At 68.6% G+C, this 16,632-nt stretch carries 14 protein-coding genes; 5 read left to right on the forward strand and 9 right to left on the reverse strand.

The features are described 5' to 3' along the window. Positions 1 to 6: 6 nt before the first annotated feature. Complete coding sequence (locus tag ACZ50J_RS15220) at positions 7 to 1,713, reverse strand: protein kinase domain-containing protein (protein ID WP_464297997.1); 1,707 nt, start codon at positions 1,711 to 1,713, stop codon at positions 7 to 9. 240 nt (positions 1,714 to 1,953) lie between these two features. Here ACZ50J_RS15220 and ACZ50J_RS15225 point away from each other — a divergent pair, with 240 nt between their 5' ends. After that, positions 1,954 to 3,078, forward strand: coding sequence for a glycosyltransferase family 39 protein (locus ACZ50J_RS15225; RefSeq protein WP_464297998.1), 1,125 nt, complete (start codon positions 1,954 to 1,956; stop codon positions 3,076 to 3,078). Here the strand turns inward: ACZ50J_RS15225 and ACZ50J_RS15230 are convergent, their stop codons facing one another. Beyond that, the gene (locus ACZ50J_RS15230; protein ID WP_464297999.1) at positions 3,079 to 4,575 is read right to left on the reverse strand and encodes an MFS transporter; all 1,497 of its coding nucleotides are present in this window, start codon (positions 4,573 to 4,575) and stop codon (positions 3,079 to 3,081) included. An 84-nt stretch (positions 4,576 to 4,659) separates the two neighbouring features. Here ACZ50J_RS15230 and ACZ50J_RS15235 point away from each other — a divergent pair, with 84 nt between their 5' ends. The 4 genes from ACZ50J_RS15235 to ACZ50J_RS15250 all read left to right on the forward strand — a co-directional run bounded on the left by ACZ50J_RS15235 (position 4,660) and on the right by ACZ50J_RS15250 (position 7,962). Next, the gene (locus tag ACZ50J_RS15235; protein ID WP_464298000.1) at positions 4,660 to 5,268 is read left to right on the forward strand and encodes a TetR/AcrR family transcriptional regulator; all 609 of its coding nucleotides are present in this window, start codon (positions 4,660 to 4,662) and stop codon (positions 5,266 to 5,268) included. A 10-nt stretch (positions 5,269 to 5,278) separates the two neighbouring features. After that, entirely contained in the window at positions 5,279 to 5,569 is a 291-nt protein-coding gene (locus ACZ50J_RS15240; RefSeq protein ID WP_464298001.1) for a DUF1905 domain-containing protein, read from the forward strand. A 152-nt stretch (positions 5,570 to 5,721) separates the two neighbouring features. Beyond that, positions 5,722 to 7,098, forward strand: coding sequence for an alkaline phosphatase (gene phoA / locus ACZ50J_RS15245; RefSeq protein WP_464298002.1), 1,377 nt, complete (start codon positions 5,722 to 5,724; stop codon positions 7,096 to 7,098). Between the two features lie 165 nt (positions 7,099 to 7,263). Then, complete coding sequence (locus ACZ50J_RS15250; RefSeq protein ID WP_464298003.1) at positions 7,264 to 7,962, forward strand: GNAT family N-acetyltransferase; 699 nt, start codon at positions 7,264 to 7,266, stop codon at positions 7,960 to 7,962. Between the two features lie 41 nt (positions 7,963 to 8,003). Here ACZ50J_RS15250 and ACZ50J_RS15255 read toward each other — a convergent pair whose 3' ends face one another. The 7 genes from ACZ50J_RS15255 to ACZ50J_RS15285 all read right to left on the reverse strand — a co-directional run bounded on the left by ACZ50J_RS15255 (position 8,004) and on the right by ACZ50J_RS15285 (position 16,627). After that, positions 8,004 to 9,959, reverse strand: coding sequence for a TIGR03960 family B12-binding radical SAM protein (locus tag ACZ50J_RS15255; RefSeq protein WP_464298004.1), 1,956 nt, complete (start codon positions 9,957 to 9,959; stop codon positions 8,004 to 8,006). A gap of 193 nt (positions 9,960 to 10,152) precedes the next feature. Further along, entirely contained in the window at positions 10,153 to 11,985 is a 1,833-nt protein-coding gene (locus ACZ50J_RS15260; protein WP_464298005.1) for an AMP-dependent synthetase/ligase, read from the reverse strand. Positions 11,986 to 12,019: 34 nt separating this feature from the next. Then, positions 12,020 to 12,985 carry a bifunctional riboflavin kinase/FAD synthetase gene (locus ACZ50J_RS15265; RefSeq protein ID WP_464298006.1) on the reverse strand — a complete coding sequence of 322 codons (966 nt, stop codon included), beginning with the start codon at positions 12,983 to 12,985 and terminating at the stop codon, positions 12,020 to 12,022. A gap of 10 nt (positions 12,986 to 12,995) precedes the next feature. Continuing rightward, positions 12,996 to 14,120 carry a Nickel transporter NicT gene (gene nicT, locus ACZ50J_RS15270; RefSeq protein WP_464298007.1) on the reverse strand — a complete coding sequence of 375 codons (1,125 nt, stop codon included), beginning with the start codon at positions 14,118 to 14,120 and terminating at the stop codon, positions 12,996 to 12,998. Between the two features lie 67 nt (positions 14,121 to 14,187). Beyond that, positions 14,188 to 15,090 (reverse strand): tRNA pseudouridine(55) synthase TruB, encoded by a 903-nt coding sequence (gene truB, locus ACZ50J_RS15275; RefSeq protein WP_464298008.1) that lies wholly within the window; start codon positions 15,088 to 15,090, stop codon positions 14,188 to 14,190. 9 nt (positions 15,091 to 15,099) lie between these two features. After that, entirely contained in the window at positions 15,100 to 15,546 is a 447-nt protein-coding gene (gene rbfA / locus ACZ50J_RS15280; protein ID WP_464298009.1) for a 30S ribosome-binding factor RbfA, read from the reverse strand. 52 nt (positions 15,547 to 15,598) lie between these two features. Then, positions 15,599 to 16,627, reverse strand: a complete 1,029-nt coding sequence (locus tag ACZ50J_RS15285; RefSeq protein ID WP_464298010.1) for a TRM11 family SAM-dependent methyltransferase — start codon at positions 16,625 to 16,627, stop codon at positions 15,599 to 15,601. Positions 16,628 to 16,632 lie beyond the last annotated feature (5 nt).

Consider the following 16,632-nt stretch of genomic DNA (forward strand, 5'->3'; position numbering starts at 1 on the left):
GCGTGCTCAGCTGGCGGTCGGCGCCGGCGCCACACCGTTCTTGCCGATCAACCGCCCGTCCCCGATGCCCATGGACGCCAGGTCGCCGCACGCGTCGCCCGCGTCGTTGGTCGCGATGACGAGGTTGTCGCCGCCGTGCACCGGTATGTCGAACTTCTTGGGCGCATCGCCGACCTTCATCGGTTGCGACTGCCACATCAGCTTGTTGTCGACATACACCTTCAGTTCGCCCTTGGCGTCCCGGTCACTGCTGTCGTCGGTCGGTCCGACCGCGCCCTGGAAGCGCTCCCACTTCCCGGCCAGCGACCAGCTGACCCGGCTGCCGTCACCGCTGTCGGTGTAGCAGTACTTCATGGTCTGCAGATGCGTGTAGGGGTGGCCGGCCAGGGTGACGTCACCGTCGGACTGCGAGGTCTGCTCCGAGCTCGACGGGTTCAGCTCGGACAGGAACTGCGTCACGGTCGCCGGGGCTCCGTCCGAGACAGCCGGGCCGGAGGTCGCCGTGCTGGGGGCACTCTCGGTCGGTTGCGCTGCCGTGCTCGGCGCTGTCGTCGTGGGCGCCGGTGCCGCGTGAGTCGTCTGCGCGGCGGGGGTCTTTCCCGCGTGCGCGTCGTCGTTCGACTGACGACCGAACGCGAAGTAGCCGACCGCGGCCAGTACGAGGGCCGCCGCGACGACTGCCGCGACGATGGCCGGTGTCCGTTTCGACCCGGAGCCGGTCCGCGAACCGTGCTGGTCCGGACCGTGCTGGCCCGGACCGGGCCCCTGGTGCGGCCCACTCCCCTGGGCCCGCGCCTCCCGCGTCGGCTGCTGGTATGACGCGAGGTGCGTGCGGTCCGGGTCCGACGCAGCAGTTGCTGCCCCGACACGACGCGTCTCCTCGTCCATCGAACCCGAGAGCGCCCGCTGGGCAGCGGTGGCGAGCGCGCCGGCGCTGCCGAACCGCTGCGCCGGATCCTTGGCCAGTCCGCGTCGGATGACGGCGTCCAGCTCCGGGGACACCCCGGTCGCGCTCGGTGGCGGGATCTCGCCGAAGAGATGCGCCTTGATCACGGCGCCGGTCGACGTACTCGCATAGGGCTGGACCCCGGTCAGCATCTCGAACAGCACGCACGCCAGGGCGTATTCGTCGACGGCGCGGGTCGGCTCACCGTCCTCGAAACGCTCGGGCGCCATGTAACCCATGGAGCCGACGGCGCCGCCGGTCCCGGTGAGCCGCGTCTGATCGGCCTGGGTGGCGATTCCGAAGTCGGTCAGGTAGGCGAAGCCGCGCTCGGTCAGCAGGATGTTCCCGGGTTTGACGTCCCGGTGCAGCAGCCCCTGGGCATGCGCCGCGTCGAGCGCGGAGGCGATCTCGGTGGTGATCCGCACTGCCTCGCCCGGGTCGAGCCTGCCGCGCTGCACGATCGAGGCCAGATCGCGCCCCTCGATGAACGGCATCTCCATGTAGAGGGTGCCGTCGAACTCGCCGTAGTCGTGGATCGGCAGGACGTGCGGGTCGTTGAGCCGGGCCGCGATGTCGGCCTCCCGCCGGAACCGGGTGCGGAACTGCTGGTCCCCCGACAGCGACCGGAGCAGCAGTTTGATCGCGACGACCCGGTTCTTGCGGGTGTCGACGGCGCGGTAGACCTCCCCCATCCCGCCGTGCCCGATCCGGGCCTGCAGTTCGTACGGTCCGAACTGCCGCGGCAGCTCTGTCGACTCGGGTGTCATGCGATCGGTTCTCCCCACACCATCGTTGCGAGCCGCCGGACCGACCGGCGACACGTCCTCCTACCGACGACCGTCGTGCAGCCTCCTACCGACGACCGTCGTGCAGCCGTGCCCGCTCACCCACGGGTGACGGCCGCCGGATCGCGCGACCACCATAAGCCGCCCGCCGCGCTCAGCGGCCGTTCGGCCCGGTCGGGTCTGCCGGCGCGCGGCGCCGGTCCGGCTGCATACGCTTGCGCCATGGCAGGGGTGGCGCGACGCATCGACCGCGGGCACGGGACGGCATACGCAGTGGCGCTGTTCGTCGCGATCCGGCTGCTTGGCGTGCTCGTGCTGGGCGTCGTGCTCCGGTTCCGTGACGCCGGCTCGCTGCACCACACGCTGACCCGGTACGACGGGCAGTGGTACGCCCGGATCGCGGAACACGGCTACGGCACGACGATCGCGGCGCACGACGGGTTGCACTCGGACTACGCGTTCTTCCCGTTGTTGCCGCTGCTCGAACGGGCATTGCACACGGTGCTGCCGCTGTCGTACGCCGACCTCGGCGTGGCCGTCAATTGGGTGGCGGCGCTCGTGGCCGCGGCCGGTGTGTATGCCGCCACCGCCCGGGTCGTCGATCACCGGACGGCGATCATCACCCTGGTGCTGTGGGCGATCTACCCCTATGCGCTCGTGCTGTCGATGTCCTACACGGAGGGCTTGCTCTGCGCGCTCGCCGCGTGGGCGTTGTGGGCGGTGGCCGACCGGCGCTGGCTGCTCGCCGGCGTGCTGGCCGCCCTCGCGGGGCTGACCCGGCCGACCGGCGCAGCAGTCGTCGCAGCCGTCTGCGTGGCAGCGCTGATCACCGGCCTGCAGGGTCGCGCGTCGTGGCGACGCCTGGTGCCGGCGATCGTCATCGCGCCGCTCGGCCTGATCGGTTATCTGGCGTACGTCGCCGTACGCCGTCACGAGTTGATGGGCTACTTCCACGCCACCGAGGGCTGGGCGCGCAGCTGGGACAACGGTGCCTATTTCGCGGACTTCGTCCGTGACCTGGTGACCGGCGGCGGACTCGAAACCGTCAAGGGCATCGGCCTCGTCGTGCTGTTGCTCGGCATGGTGTGGCTGATCTGGCAGGGCGCCCGCGACGGGTTGCCGCTCGGCTACACGATTTTCGGAGTCGTGCTGCTGCTGATGACGATCGGCACGTCCGGCTACTTCGGATCACGGCCGCGCTACCTGTTGCCGATGTTCACGGTGCTCGTCCCGCTCGCCGCACGGTTGGCGCGCCTCCGCCCCGCGGTCCGGGTCCCCGTCGCCGTGCTCCTCGCCGTCGGTATGGCCGTCGTTGGCGGCTACGCCCTCACCACCGGCGCACCCTGATCAGCGCCGACCCACGACCGTCATACCCGGTGATGGTGCCGTCGCACGACGGCGAGCGCCGACCAGAACGACCACGGTGATCGCGCAGACGACCATGACGCCGGCAGCGAGCTGGAATGTGCTGCCGAGTCCGGAGACGAAGGCTGCCCGGGCGGCATCGCGCACCGGGACGCCGAGTTGCGTTGCAGCACCGACGGATTCACGGGCGGCAGCCGCCTCCCGCCCGGCGCCGGACGGCAGCTCGAGAGCGGACCGGTAGCCGGCGCTCAACACACTGCCGAGCACCGCGATGCCGAGCGCGCCACCGACCTCGCGGGCAACATCGTTCATCGCGGAGGCGACGCCCTGCTCCGCCTCGGGCAGGGAATCGGTGATGCTCGCCGTCGCCGGAGTCATCGCCCAGCCCATACCGGTGCCGCCCACCCACAGCAGCAGGGCGATCACCCCATAGTGGGTGTCCGTGCCGGCCGTCGACAGGCCGACCATCGCGAGCGCCACGAGCGTCATACCGGCGCCGCAGAGGACACGCACGCCCACCCGCCGCACGAGGTATGGCGCCAGTCGCGCGCCCGGCAGCAGCCCGAGAGCCACCGGCGCGGCTGCACATGCGGCGACCAACGGTGACCAGCCGCGGACGAACTGCAGGTACTGCATGAACACGAAGATGAAACCGAAGAAGACGAAGAACAGCGATGACACGGTGAGCATCCCGGCAGCGAAACCACGCCGCCCGAAGAGCCGAACGTCCAGCAACGGCGCGCTGTTTCGCAGCTCCCACGCGGCGAACAGAGCCAGCACCACGATCCCTGCGGCCAGGCCGCCGACGGTGCGTGCACTCCCCCAGCCCTCGATGGGCGCCTCGATGATCGAGTAGACCAGCAGCCCGAGCCCGGCTACCGAGAGCACCGCGCCACCGACATCGAACCGGCCCGGCTCCGGCGCGCGTGACTCCGGGACGAGTCGCACGGTCAGCACCGTCGCCACGCCCGCGACCACGACCGTGAACCAGAAGATCGACTGCCAGGAGAACCATTCCAGCAACAGGCCCGACGCGAACAGCCCGAGCACCGCACTGCCGCCTGCCAATCCGGCCCAGACGGCGACGCCGCGCACCCGTTGGGCGGGCGGGAAGGTCGCGGTGATCGTCGACAAGGTCGCGGGCATGATCATCGCGGCCGCGACACCCATCGCGACGCGAACACTGATCAAGGTGCCCGGGCTCGTGACCAGGGCACCGGCGGCAGCCGCGGCCATGATCAGTCCGAGGCCGCCGAGCAGCACGCGCCGCCGGCCCAGCCGGTCCCCGAGGTAACCGCCCGGCAGCAGCAGCGCGGCGAAGGTGAGCGCGTATCCGTCGACGATCCAGGACAACTGCGTCTGCGACGCCCCGGTATGGCGCGCCACGTCCGGCAGCGCCACCATCAGCGACGACACCGCCGACACGACGGTGGCGAGCGCGACACATACGGCGACCAGCGCGCCCTTCGTGCGATCCATGACCAAACTCCTTCGTCGTTGCGCGATCGGCGTTGACCGCGCACCACCAACGCTCCGGCGCGGAACGCAGTAGCTTCAACGGTGATGAATAAGTCGCGAGGCCGGAGAGCCGGCAAACCGGACACGCGCGCCGAGATCCTCGACGCGGCGCGGGATCACTTCCTGACCACCGGGTATGCCGGCACCACACTGCGGGCGGTCGCCGCCGACGCGGGCGTCGATGTTGCCCTGCTCAGTTACCACTTCGGTTCCAAACAAGGGCTTTTCGCGGCTGCAATGGCCCTGCCGGTGCGTCCCGGCGAGCTCATCGAACATGCCCTGGACGCTCCGGTCGAGCAGTGGCCGACGCGGATCCTACGGACGGTGCTGCGGGTCTGGGACGACCCCGAGATAGGCCCGGTGCTCGTCCAGACGGTGCTCGCGACTGCTACCGCTCAGGACGGCACAGGAGGCTTTGTTGAATTCCTGGAGACCGAACTGCTCGGCCGGATGACGAGCCGCTTGGCCGGTCGGGACGCCGAGGCACGAGCCACCGGAATCCTGATGACCATTGCCGGGCTGCTGATGACCCGCTACGTGCTCAAGGTGCCGACCATGGCCGATGCGTCGCCCGAGGAGATCGTGCGGATCGCGACGCCGGGGATCGCCATACACCTGCGCGGAGCGCGGTTGCGCGGCTCCGCCGGGACCTAGGCTGGGCGACGTGCACCTGGACTTCGACGGCGAGATCCTCGAATGGCGCGGCCCTGCGCCATACCTCTTCGTGGCGCTGCCGCCGGAGCAGGCGGACGATCTCGCGCAGATCGCGCGGGACGTGACCTATGGGTGGGGCTGCATCCCGGCCGCCGGCCGCATCGGCGACACCGACTTCACCACCTCCATCTTTCCCCGCAACGGTGGCTATCTGGTGCCGGTCAAGGTCGCCGTGCAGCGCGCGGAGGACGTCGGGCTCGGGGACATCATACACGTGCAGCTGACGATCGACGAGTATTGAGCGGGCTGTCAGCCTTCTCACATATTGCGTTCACCTGATGTTGGCGACGGGCTTCCTTGTCGGTCGGTTCGGTTCGTTTGCATCAGCCTCGGCCGGTGTATTCCCCGTCAGGTTCAGATGAGCCGGCACCGGCCGACGGAGGAACTACATCAATGAACGCATTCCGCTCCACCACTCACCGGATTCCCCACCGCGGCAAGGCATTCGGTGCACTCGCCGCCGTCGTCGCATTGACCGGCGCCGCGACCGCAACAGCGTCGCCCGACCCGCTGCACCACGGTTCCCGCCACGAGCCGACCAACGTGATCCTGCTCATCGGCGACGGCATGGGTGACTCGGAGATCACCGCCGCACGCAACTACGAGGTCGGCGCCAACGGACGACTGAACCTGGATCGGCTCCAGAGCACCGGCGCGTACACGACATACTCGGTCCAGAAGGGCACGAACACCCCTGACTACGTGACGGATTCGGCTGCTTCCGGCACCGGCTGGGCGACCGGTACGAAGAGCTACAACGGCGCGATCAGCGTCGACACGAACGGCAACCCCAAGGCGACCGTGCTGGAGCTCGCCAAGAAGGCGGGATACCGCACCGGTGACGTCACGACGGCCGAGATCCAGGACGCCACCCCTGCCGTCCTCGGCTCGCACGTCACCAGCCGCGACTGCAAGGGCCCGTCGGCCACGACCGCCAAGTGCCCGACCGACGCTCTGGAGAACGGCGGCAAGGGCTCGATCTCCGAGCAGTTGGTCAAGACCCGTCCGGACGTGCTGCTGGGCGGCGGCCGCAGCTACCTCGACGAGAAGATCACGGCCGGGAAGTATGCCGGGCAGACCGTCCTGGACCGCGCGCGCACGAGCGGCTACTTCGTCGCCACCAACGAGCAGCAACTGCGCAAGGCGCCGAAGAACAAGCCGGTCCTGGGCAGCTTCGCGCCGAACAACATGGACCTGGAGTGGACCGGCCCCAAGCCGACCCACGACAACACCCCGGCCACCCGTTGCGCGGTCAACGCGAAGCGGGACGCCGCCCAGCCGCACCTGTCGACCATGGCCGATGTGGCGATCAACCGACTCGACACCCTGAGCAAGGGCGCCAAGAAGGGCAAGGGCTTCTTCCTGCAGATCGAGGGCGCCTCGATCGACAAGGAGGACCACGCGGCGAACCCGTGCGGTCAGATCGGTGAGAACGTCGAGTTCGACAAGGCCGTCGGCAAGGCGCTCGCCTACCAGCAGAAGCACAAGAACACCCTGGTGATCGTCACCGGCGACCACGGCCACACCAGCCAGATCGTCGAGGCCGGCAGCAAGACCGCCGGCGTCACCGCCACTCTGACGACCGCGGACAACGCGCCGATGACGATCAGCTACGCGACGGCGGCCAAGGACGGCGACAGCCAGGAGCACACCGGCACGCAGATCCGGGTCGCCGCCACCGGCCCCGAGGCCAGCCGTGTCGAGGGCGTCACCAACCAGACCGATCTGTTCACGACCATGACGACCGCCATGTCGATCGGCCGTCGCTGACCACAGCACCCTTCGCGCACCGCGGAGCCGAACGACATCGGGAGGACCGGAAGACACGCCGCACAGCCGTGCCCTTCCGGCCCTCCCGCTGCGTCGGGGCCTTCGGGATCGTGATCGCGCCGAAACCGTTTGCTGATCAACGGCCGGGCGGCGATGGTGGGTCTCGTGACTCACATCGTCGTACGCTGCGCCGGCGACGCGCAACGGACCGACTCCGCCACGGGTGAGAGCTGGCTCGCCGCCGCGCGACGCCTCGCGTCGCCGGCCGAGCCTGCCGCTGACGACCTGTCCGGCGACGACAAGGTCTTCGTGGTCGAGCCGGATCTGCGGATCGTGTTGCGGCCGATGACGTACGGCGACCTGCCGGACGTCGTGCGATGGCGTCAGGCGGAGCATGTGCAGCGCTGGTTCGGCGGCCGTCCGAGCCCGCAGGAAGTGATCGATCGCTATCGGCCGCGCATCGACGGCGACCAACCGACCCGTATGTCGGTCGTGGAGGCGAACGGCCGATCGATCGGCTTCGTCCAGGACTACCTGATCGAGGATCATCCCGAGTACGCCGCGCTCACTCCCGACCCGGAGGCGATCGGCGGCGACTACCTCATCGGCGACTCGAACTGGATCGGCCGCGGGATCGGCACCCGCATGATGTGGGCGTGGCTGATCGGGCTGTCAGCCGAATATCCCGACGGCCGCACAGTTTTCGTGGCACCGGATCACCGCAACAGGGCTTCGTTGCGGATGCTGGCTAAGGCCGGATTCACCCCCGGTCTCTGGTTCGACGAACCGCAGCGAGACGGCACGACCGCGACCCTGATCGGCTGCAGTCTCGATCTCGACGTGGTGATCGGCACCTCCGGCTGAGCGCCAACGACGAAACTCTGCGGCTGCTGCCGGCGATCGCCTCAGACGACGGTCAACGGCAGCAGCTTCTTGCCGGTAGGACCGATCTGGATCTCGGTGTTCATCTGCGGGCAGACGCCGCAGTCGAAACACGGGGTCCACCGGCAGTCGTCGAGCTCCTGCTCGTCGATCGCGTCCTGCCAGTCGTCCCACAGCCAGTCCTTGTCGAGACCGGAGTCGAGGTGGTCCCAGGGCAGTACTTCGTGCTCGTCGCGTTCGCGGGTGGTGTACCACGCCACCGACACCGGGGAACCGTCGAAAACCGTTGTCGCACAGTCCATCCAGCGGTCATAGCTGAAGTGCTCGCTCCACCCGTCGAAGCGGCCGCCGTCGCGCCATACGGCCTCGATGACTGCGCCCACCCGGCGGTCCCCACGGCTGAGCAGTCCTTCGACGATGCCCGGCTTGCCGTCGTGGTAGCGCATGCCGATCGACGAACCCAACCGTCGGTCGGACTTGATCTCCTCGCGCAGTTTGGCCAGCCGTGCGTCGGTCTCCTCCGCACCCAACTGCGCCGCCCACTGGAACGGCGTGTGCGGCTTCGGCACGAAGCCACCGATCGACACGGTGCAGCGGATGTCCTTGCGACCACTGACCTTCCGGCCGGTCTCGATGACCCGCTTGGCCAGGTCGGCGATCTGCAGCACGTCCTCGTCGGTCTCGGTCGGCAGCCCGCACATGAAGTAGAGCTTCACCTGCCGCCAGCCGGCGGAGTATGCCGCCGCGACGGTGTTGATCAGATCGTCCTCGCTGACCATCTTGTTGATGACCTTGCGGATCCGCTCGGACCCGCCCTCCGGCGCGAACGTGAGACCGGAGCGCCGACCACCGCGGGTCAGCTCGTTGGCGAGATCGATGTTGAACGCGTCGACGCGCGTCGACGGCAGCGACAAACCGGTCTGGCTGCCCTCGTAGCGATCGGCAAGCCCCTTGGTGATGTCCGCGATCTCGGAGTGGTCGGCCGACGACAGTGACAGCAGCCCGACTTCCTCGAAACCCGTTGCCTGCAAACCCTTTTGCACCATCTCACCGATGCCGGTGATCGACCGCTCCCGCACCGGACGGGTGATCATCCCGGCCTGGCAGAACCGGCAGCCGCGGGTGCAGCCGCGGAATATCTCCACCGACATACGCTCGTGCACCGTTTCGGCGAGCGGCACCAGCGGTTGCTTCGGGTAGGGCCACGCATCCAGGTCCATCACGGTGTGCTTGGACACGCGCCACGGCACACCGGTGGCGGTGGGAGCCGGAGCGACCCGCTGGATCCGCCCGTCTGGCAGGTAGTCGACGTCGTAGAACGCCGGCACGTAGACACCGCCGGTGCGGGCCAGCCGCAGCAGCAACTCGCGTCGCCCGCCGGGCCGCCCCTCGCCCTTCCACGCCTTGATGATCTCGGTGATCGCCAGCAGGGCCTCCTCACCGTCGCCGAGCACTGCGGCATCGATGAAGTCCGCGATCGGCTCCGGGTTGAAGGCGGCATGACCGCCCGCGAGCACGATCGGGTCGTCCTCGCGCCGGTCGGCGGCGTGCAACGGCATACCGGCCAGGTCGATCGCCGTCAGCATGTTGGTGTAACCGAGCTCGGTCGACAACGAGAAGCCGAAGACGTCGAAGTCGCGCACCGCGCGGTGCCCGTCCACGGTGAACTGCGGGACGCCCGCCTCGCGCATCGCCGACTCCATGTCCGACCAGACGGCGTAGGACCGCTCCGCGAGCGTGTCCGCACGCTCGTTGAGGACCTCGTAGAGGATCATGACGCCCTGGTTGGGCAGTCCGACCTCGTAGGCGTCGGGGTACATCAGCGCCCAGCGAACGGTCTGTTCCGCACCGTCCGGTCCGAAACCGCCGCAGTCCCAGTCCTTGACCGTGGAGTTGAGCTCGCCGCCGACGTACTGGATCGGCTTGCTCACCCGCTCCAGCAGCGGCTCGAGGTTCGCGAAGAGTGACTCACCTGCCATGCGGACAAGGGTATGGCGTGCCGGGCGTCGAGACGAAACAGAGCGGTTTCGATACGCCTCCGCCGCTGCGCTCCCCCGGCTACTCAACCCGCTTTGGATGGATGCGCGAGACGACGACGAAGGCGGATGGAGGGACCGAGCGAGCTTGCGAGCCGGTCCTCCATCCGCCTTCCGAGGAGTCGAGCCAGAGGACTCAGTCGTAGAGGCCGTCCAGCTCGCCGGCGAACTTACGGGTGACGACCTTGCGCTTGAGCTTCAGACTGGGCGTGATCTCGCCGTCCTCGACCGTCAGGTCGCGCGGCAGGATGATGAACTTCTTGATCTGCTCCCAGCGGTTCAGGCCGAGGTTGAGCTCGTCGACATACCCCTGGACCATCTCGCGCGCGGCGTCCGAGGAGACGATCGTGCGGTAGTCCGAGCCCGTCATACCGTTGGCGGCAGCCCAGTCCACGATGGCTTCCTCGTCGAGCGTGACGAGCGCCGAGACGAACTTGCGCCCGTCGCCCTCGACGACGAACTGCGAGGCGTAGGGGCAGATCCCCTTGAACGTCGCCTCGATGAGGCTCGGTGCGACGTACTTGCCGTTGGAGGTCTTGAACAGGTCCTTCTTGCGGTCGGTGATCCGCAGGTGGCCGGTTGGCAGCACCTCGCCGATGTCGCCGGTGTGGAACCACCCGTCGACCAGCGTCTCCGCGGTGACGTCGTCGAGGCCGCGGTAGCCCTGCATGACACCGGGTCCCTTGATCAGGACCTCACCGTCGTCGGCGATCTTCACCTCGGTGCCCGGGATCGGCAGGCCGACCGTGCCCACGATGTTGGACGAGGGACGGTTGACGCACGACGCCGCGGAGGTCTCGGTCAGGCCGTAACCCTCGAGGATCGGCATACCCATCGCGTCGAACCACTTCGCGACGTCCTGGTTCAGCGCCGCGGAGCCGGAGATGAAGAAGCGCACCCGGCCCCCGAACCGCTCGCGGATCTTGCCGAGCACGATCTTGTCGCCGAGCGCGTGCTGGGCGCCGAGCACCGGGTTGACCTTGCCACCGGCGCCGCGGGCGTCGGCGACCTTGCGTGCGTTGCCGCTGGCCCAGTCGAAGAGCTTGGCCTTGGCGCCGCCCTCGTTCGCCATCATCGTGGTGATGCGGCCGTAGACCTTCTCGAAGATGCGCGGCGCCGCACCCATCCAGGTGGGTCGTACGACGGTGAGGTTGTCGACGATCTTGTCGACGCGGCCGTCGATCGCCGTCGGGAAGCCGATCTGCAACGGCAGGGTGAGCAGCACTTTGCCGAAGACATGGGCGAGCGGCAGCCAGAGGTACTGCACGTCGTCCTCGCCGAGGATGCCGACCGAGTCGACCGCAGCCGCCTCGTAGGTCCACGCGTCGTGCGGGAGACGGACACCCTTCGGCCGGCCGGTGGTGCCCGAGGTGTAGATCAGGGTCGCGAGCGACTGCGGGGTCAGCTGCTCGATGCGGCCCTCGAGCACGTCCTCGTGTTCGGCGAGGTATGCCGCGCCGAGACGCTCCAGCTCGGCCAGGCCGATGACCCAGTCGCCGTCACCGTCGCCGTCGATCTGCACGACCTTGCGGACCGACGGGATGACGTCGCGTCCACCGCGCAGCTTGGCGACCTGTTCGTCGTTCTCGGCGAACACCACGGTGCTGCCGGAGTCGGACACGATGAAGAGCACCTCGTCGGCCGTGGTCGACGGATAGATCGTCGTCGTCGCCGCCGCGCAGAGCATGATGCCGAGGTCCGCCAGCGCCCACTCCAGCCGGGTCGCGGAGGCGATCGCCACCCGGTCCTCCGGCTCGACGCCGAGCGACACCAGTCCCGCACCGATCCGCCGGGAGCGCTCGTCCGCCTCGGCCCAGGTCATGGACTTCCACTGGTCACCGACGGGGTAGCGGTATGCCTCCCGCGTCGGGGTCTTGGCCACTCGGTCCACGAAGAGGTGTGCCACGGAGGTGGCGCGACCTTCGACGATCGCGAGGTCGGGCTGCTCTGCGCTCAACGACTTCGTCATGGACCGGAAGCCTACTAGCCAGTTGGGTTCCGGATCAGCGAGTGCCGGACTCCGCTTCGCAGATCTCCCTCGCGACGTCGACGTCGCGGTGCATCTGCTCGATGAGGGCGTCGATGGAGTCGAACTTCGTGTTGCCCCGCAGTCGCCGGACGAACTCGATCCGGACCATTTCGTCGTAGAGGTCGAGGTCGTCGCGATCGAGCACGTAGGCCTCGACCGTGCGTTCCGGGACGTCGTCGAACGTCGGATTGGTGCCGACCGAGATGGCCGCCGGCATCCGGTGCTCCGGGTCGCCGTCCGGGACCGATTCGCGGACCAGCCAGCCGACATACACGCCATCCGCCGGGACGAGCCCTTCCGGCATACGCCCGAGATTGGCGGTGGGGAAGCCCAACTCGCGGCCGCGCTGCAGACCTCGGACGACGACACCCCGCACGTCGTGCAGGTGCCCGAGGGCCTCGGCGGCGACGTCGACCGCACCGTCGGCGAGCGCCGCGCGGATCTCGGTCGAGGAGATGCGCCGGCCCTCCCCCACGTCGGCCATCACTCGCACGTCGAACCCGTAGCGCTCGCCCAACTCCCGCAAGGTGGTGACGTCCCCGGCGTTCTTCGCGCCGAACCGGGTGTCTCCCCCGACGACGGCCTCGACGGCGTGCAGTCCGTCGACGAACACGTCGCGGACGAAGTCCTCCGGTGACATCCCGGCGAGTTCGTGGGTGAAGTCCAGCACCAGGACGGCGTCCAGGCCGGTCTGCGCCATCCGGTCGAACCGGGACGCCGACGAGGCGATCAGTTGCGGCGCCCGCTCCGGGAAGAGGACCTGCAACGGGTGCGGGTCGAAGGTGACGGCGCAGGAGCGGACCTCACGTTCCCGAGCCCGTTCGACGACCTGGCGCAGCAACGCGGCGTGGCCGCGGTGCACCCCGTCGAAGTTGCCGATGGTGACCACACACTCACCGAAGTCGGCGGGGATCTCGGTCAGCTTCGAAAGGCGCAGCACGCGCGCAACTTTATCCCGCTGACAATTCCTTCTCGGACAGTCCCAGCACGCGCCACGCGGCGACGGCCAGCAGCCAGGTCAGGACGAAGACTCCGACGATGACGAATCCGACGCCGTCCAGGTCGATCGAGCCGATCGCCGCCACCGGGCCGTCGGTCCAGGAGAGTCGATCCGCCAGCACGGAGCACAGCTCGATGCTGCCGATCACCAGCGCCACGAAGACCGACAACCACGTGACGGTCGCGTTGTAGTAGAGCCGCCGCAACGGCTTGGCGAACGCCCAGCGGTAGGCCTTCGCCATGAACACGCCGTCGGCCGCGTCGAGCAGGCTCATCCCGGCGGCGAACAGCACCGGCAGCGTGAGGATGGCGTACCAGGGCAGGGACACCGCGGCACCGCCGGCGAGCACGAGCAGGCTGACCTCGGTGGCCGTGTCGAAGCCGAGCCCGAAGAGGAAACCGATCGGGTACATGTTCCACGGCTCGGTGACCGACTTGGTCAGGCCGCCGAGGATCCGGTTGACGAAACCGCGGGAGTTGAGGTGGTGCTCCAGCGCCTCCTCGTCGAACTCACCGTGCCGGGCACGGCGCCATACCCGGATGATGCCGATGAACGCGATCAGGTTGAGGATGCCGATGATCCACAGGAAGAGACCCGATACGGTCACCCCGATGACGCCGGTCACGGCGTGCAGCGTCGAGTTGTCGTTCTCGACCGAGCCGGCCAGTGCCTTCATCCCGAGCGCGAGCAGGAAGCACAACCCGAAGACGACGCTGGAGTGGCCGAGCGAGAACCAGAATCCCACCGACATCGGCCGCTTGCCGTCCGACAGCAGCTTGCGGGTCGTGTTGTCGATCGCCGCGATGTGGTCGGCGTCGAACGCGTGCCGCATCCCGAGCGTGTATGCCGTGACGCCGAGCCCGATGCCGAATGCTTGCGCGTGCGCGGCGTCTGCGCCGAATTCGAAGTGCTGCGGCGCCACCACGAACAGCAAGGTGCCCCAGCCGAGCACGTGCAGCGCGAGCACCGCCGCCGACATACCGAGCACCGAACGACGTTCTGCCGGAGTGAAATCGGCGAAGAACGCGCGGGCACGTTGGAGCTTGGAGGCTTGCGGTGCGGTGACGGTGGCCATGGTGCATCGAGCATATCGACCCAGCGCGACCCTGTCGCATCTGGCTCGCGACGGGCCGACGAGCGGGTCAGGCGGGGAACACCACGCGCGAGACCGGCACCGGCTTGCTCTCGTCGAGCATCGCCACCAGCTCACCGTCCTCGGTGATCGCGGCCGACACCTCGATCCGCTCGGGTCGCCGGGCGAGGCGCTTCCCGTGGCGCAGGTCGATCGCCTCCTGCGCGCTGATCGCTCGGACCGGGAACTGCGCGGCGGCGGCCTCACCCATGCCGATGATCGGTAGTGGCTCATCGCGGTCGGCCATCGCGGTGAGGTCGTCCAGCGCAGTGCAGTCCTCGATGCCGAATCGGCCCACACGTGTCCGGCGCAGCGCGGTGAGGTGACCACCGACACCGAGCGCCGCACCCAGGTCACGAGCCAGCGCGCGCACGTAGGTGCCCGAGGAGACCTCCACCTCCACGTCCACATCGCGCAATTGGCCTGCGTCGGATGCGATTTCGCGCTCGGCCAGGATGTCGAACCTGCTCACCCGCACCGGGCGTGGCTGCAGTTTGACCTCATCGCCCCCACGCACCTTGGCGTACGAGCGCACGCCGTCGACCTTGATCGCACTGACGGCGCTGGGCACCTGCTGGATGTCCCCGCGCAGGGTGTCGACGGCGGCCGCGACCGCCTCGCTCGTGACCCCCGCGGCGTCATACGACTCGGTGACGTCGCCCTCGGCGTCGTCGGTGATCGTCGACTGGCCGAGTCGGATGGTCGCGGTGTAGGTCTTGTCGCAGCCGACCAGGAACGTCAGCAGCTTGGTCGCCTTGTTGACGCCGAGCACGAGCACCCCGGTCGCCATCGGGTCGAGAGTGCCCGCGTGACCGACGCGGCGCGTATGTGCCAGTCGTCGACCGCGCGCGACCACGTCGTGGCTCGTCCAGCCGGCGGGCTTGTCGACGAGAAGCAGCCCGTCAGGCGTCATCCGACGCGCTCATTCGGTGTCGGCTGCGTCGTCGGTGGTCGCCGGCTTCTTGTAGGGATCGGCGTCCCCTGCGTATGACGCGGAGGCCTTGGACTTCGCCAGCTCGTCGTCCCGCTCCCGGGCGGCCTTGAGGGCCTCCTCGATGTGCGCGGCGCCCTCCGGAATGGCGTCGGGGATGAACTCCAACGACGGGGTCAGGCGTATGCCGAGCCCCTTGCCGACGTGCGAGCGAATGCGACCTCGCCAATCCTCAAGAGCTTCAGCGGTGTTCGTACGCTCCTCGTCACTGCCGAAGACGGTGTAGAAGATCGATGCGTGCTGCAGGTCACCGGTGACGCGGACGTCGGTGATCGTCACGAAGCCGAGGCGCTCGTCCTTGACGCGACGCTCGACGAAATCGGCGACGAGGGTCTTGGTGCGCTCGGCGATCTTGCGGGCGCGTGCCGGGTCAGCCATGAGAGCCTCCTGAACTGGTGCGGACGTGGTCGGGCAACGACACAGCCTACGTTCACCCGACTCTGCGGGCGACGATGAGGTCGCGGTCGATGGAGGCGTCGACGCGGTGCCGGAACTCGTCGGCCGGACCGTCGACGGGGGTCAAGCCGTTCGCGATCAAGAGCTCGCTGAGCTCGTCACGGGGAGCCACGTGCGTGTTGTACGACAGCCCGATCGCGCCGCCGGTCCGCAGCAACCGCTGCCATTGCGGCAGGGCCCGGCCCAGCAGGTCGAGCGGACTGCGAGCGATCCGATCACCGTGCGAGCCGTGCTGCACGCCATACGGCGTGTCGGTGACGATCACGTCGACGCTGCGCGCCTTCAGCAGACCGTCGATGTCAGTCGTATCGGTCGAGAGATAGCTGACGTGCTGCACGTCGCCCGCCCTGGCAGCTTCCTTCGACGGGGCGACCTCGATCCGCAGCTGCTTGCCACGGCTGCGGCCGCTGGTGCGCAGAGCCGCCTCGTCGGCCGAGTGCTTGAGGCGGTGCTGCCGCATCCAGGTCTTGATGAATGCCGAATAAGCCTGGAAATCCTTGGCATCCAGGTCGATGCCGGTGACGTCCAGACCGAGCGACAGCGCGATGTTGAGGGTGGTGCCGCGGCCGCACATCGGGTCGAGGACCTGCACGGTCCCGTCCAGCAGCTTCTCCGGCGACCTGGTGGCTGCGACGGTCACGTTGAGCAGCAGCCGGGTCCACTGCTCATTGGTCTTGCCCTGGTACTTCTGGATCGTCACCAGGTCGCTCGGGTACGGCTCCGGCCGTTCGAGCGGCACGGGTGCGAGCAGATCGCCCTCGCGCCGGAAGATCGCATGCGTCGCCGAGAGCGTCGACACCACGCGCACGGCGCGGTCGTCCAGATCCCCGCCGGTGTGCAGCTCCAGGTAGTCGACACCCGCCAGCCGGGTGGTGCTCACCTCGGGGTCGGGTAGCCCGAATCCGGCTGCCATTGTGCGGAGTTCGGCTTCGGCGAGACGGGGCGTGTCTGCGGCATAGACCCGGTTGGCGGACGGTGCGAGCAGGATCAGGTGTTCGGGCACGACGA

It is taken from the genome of Flexivirga sp. G2 (assembly GCF_055397625.1).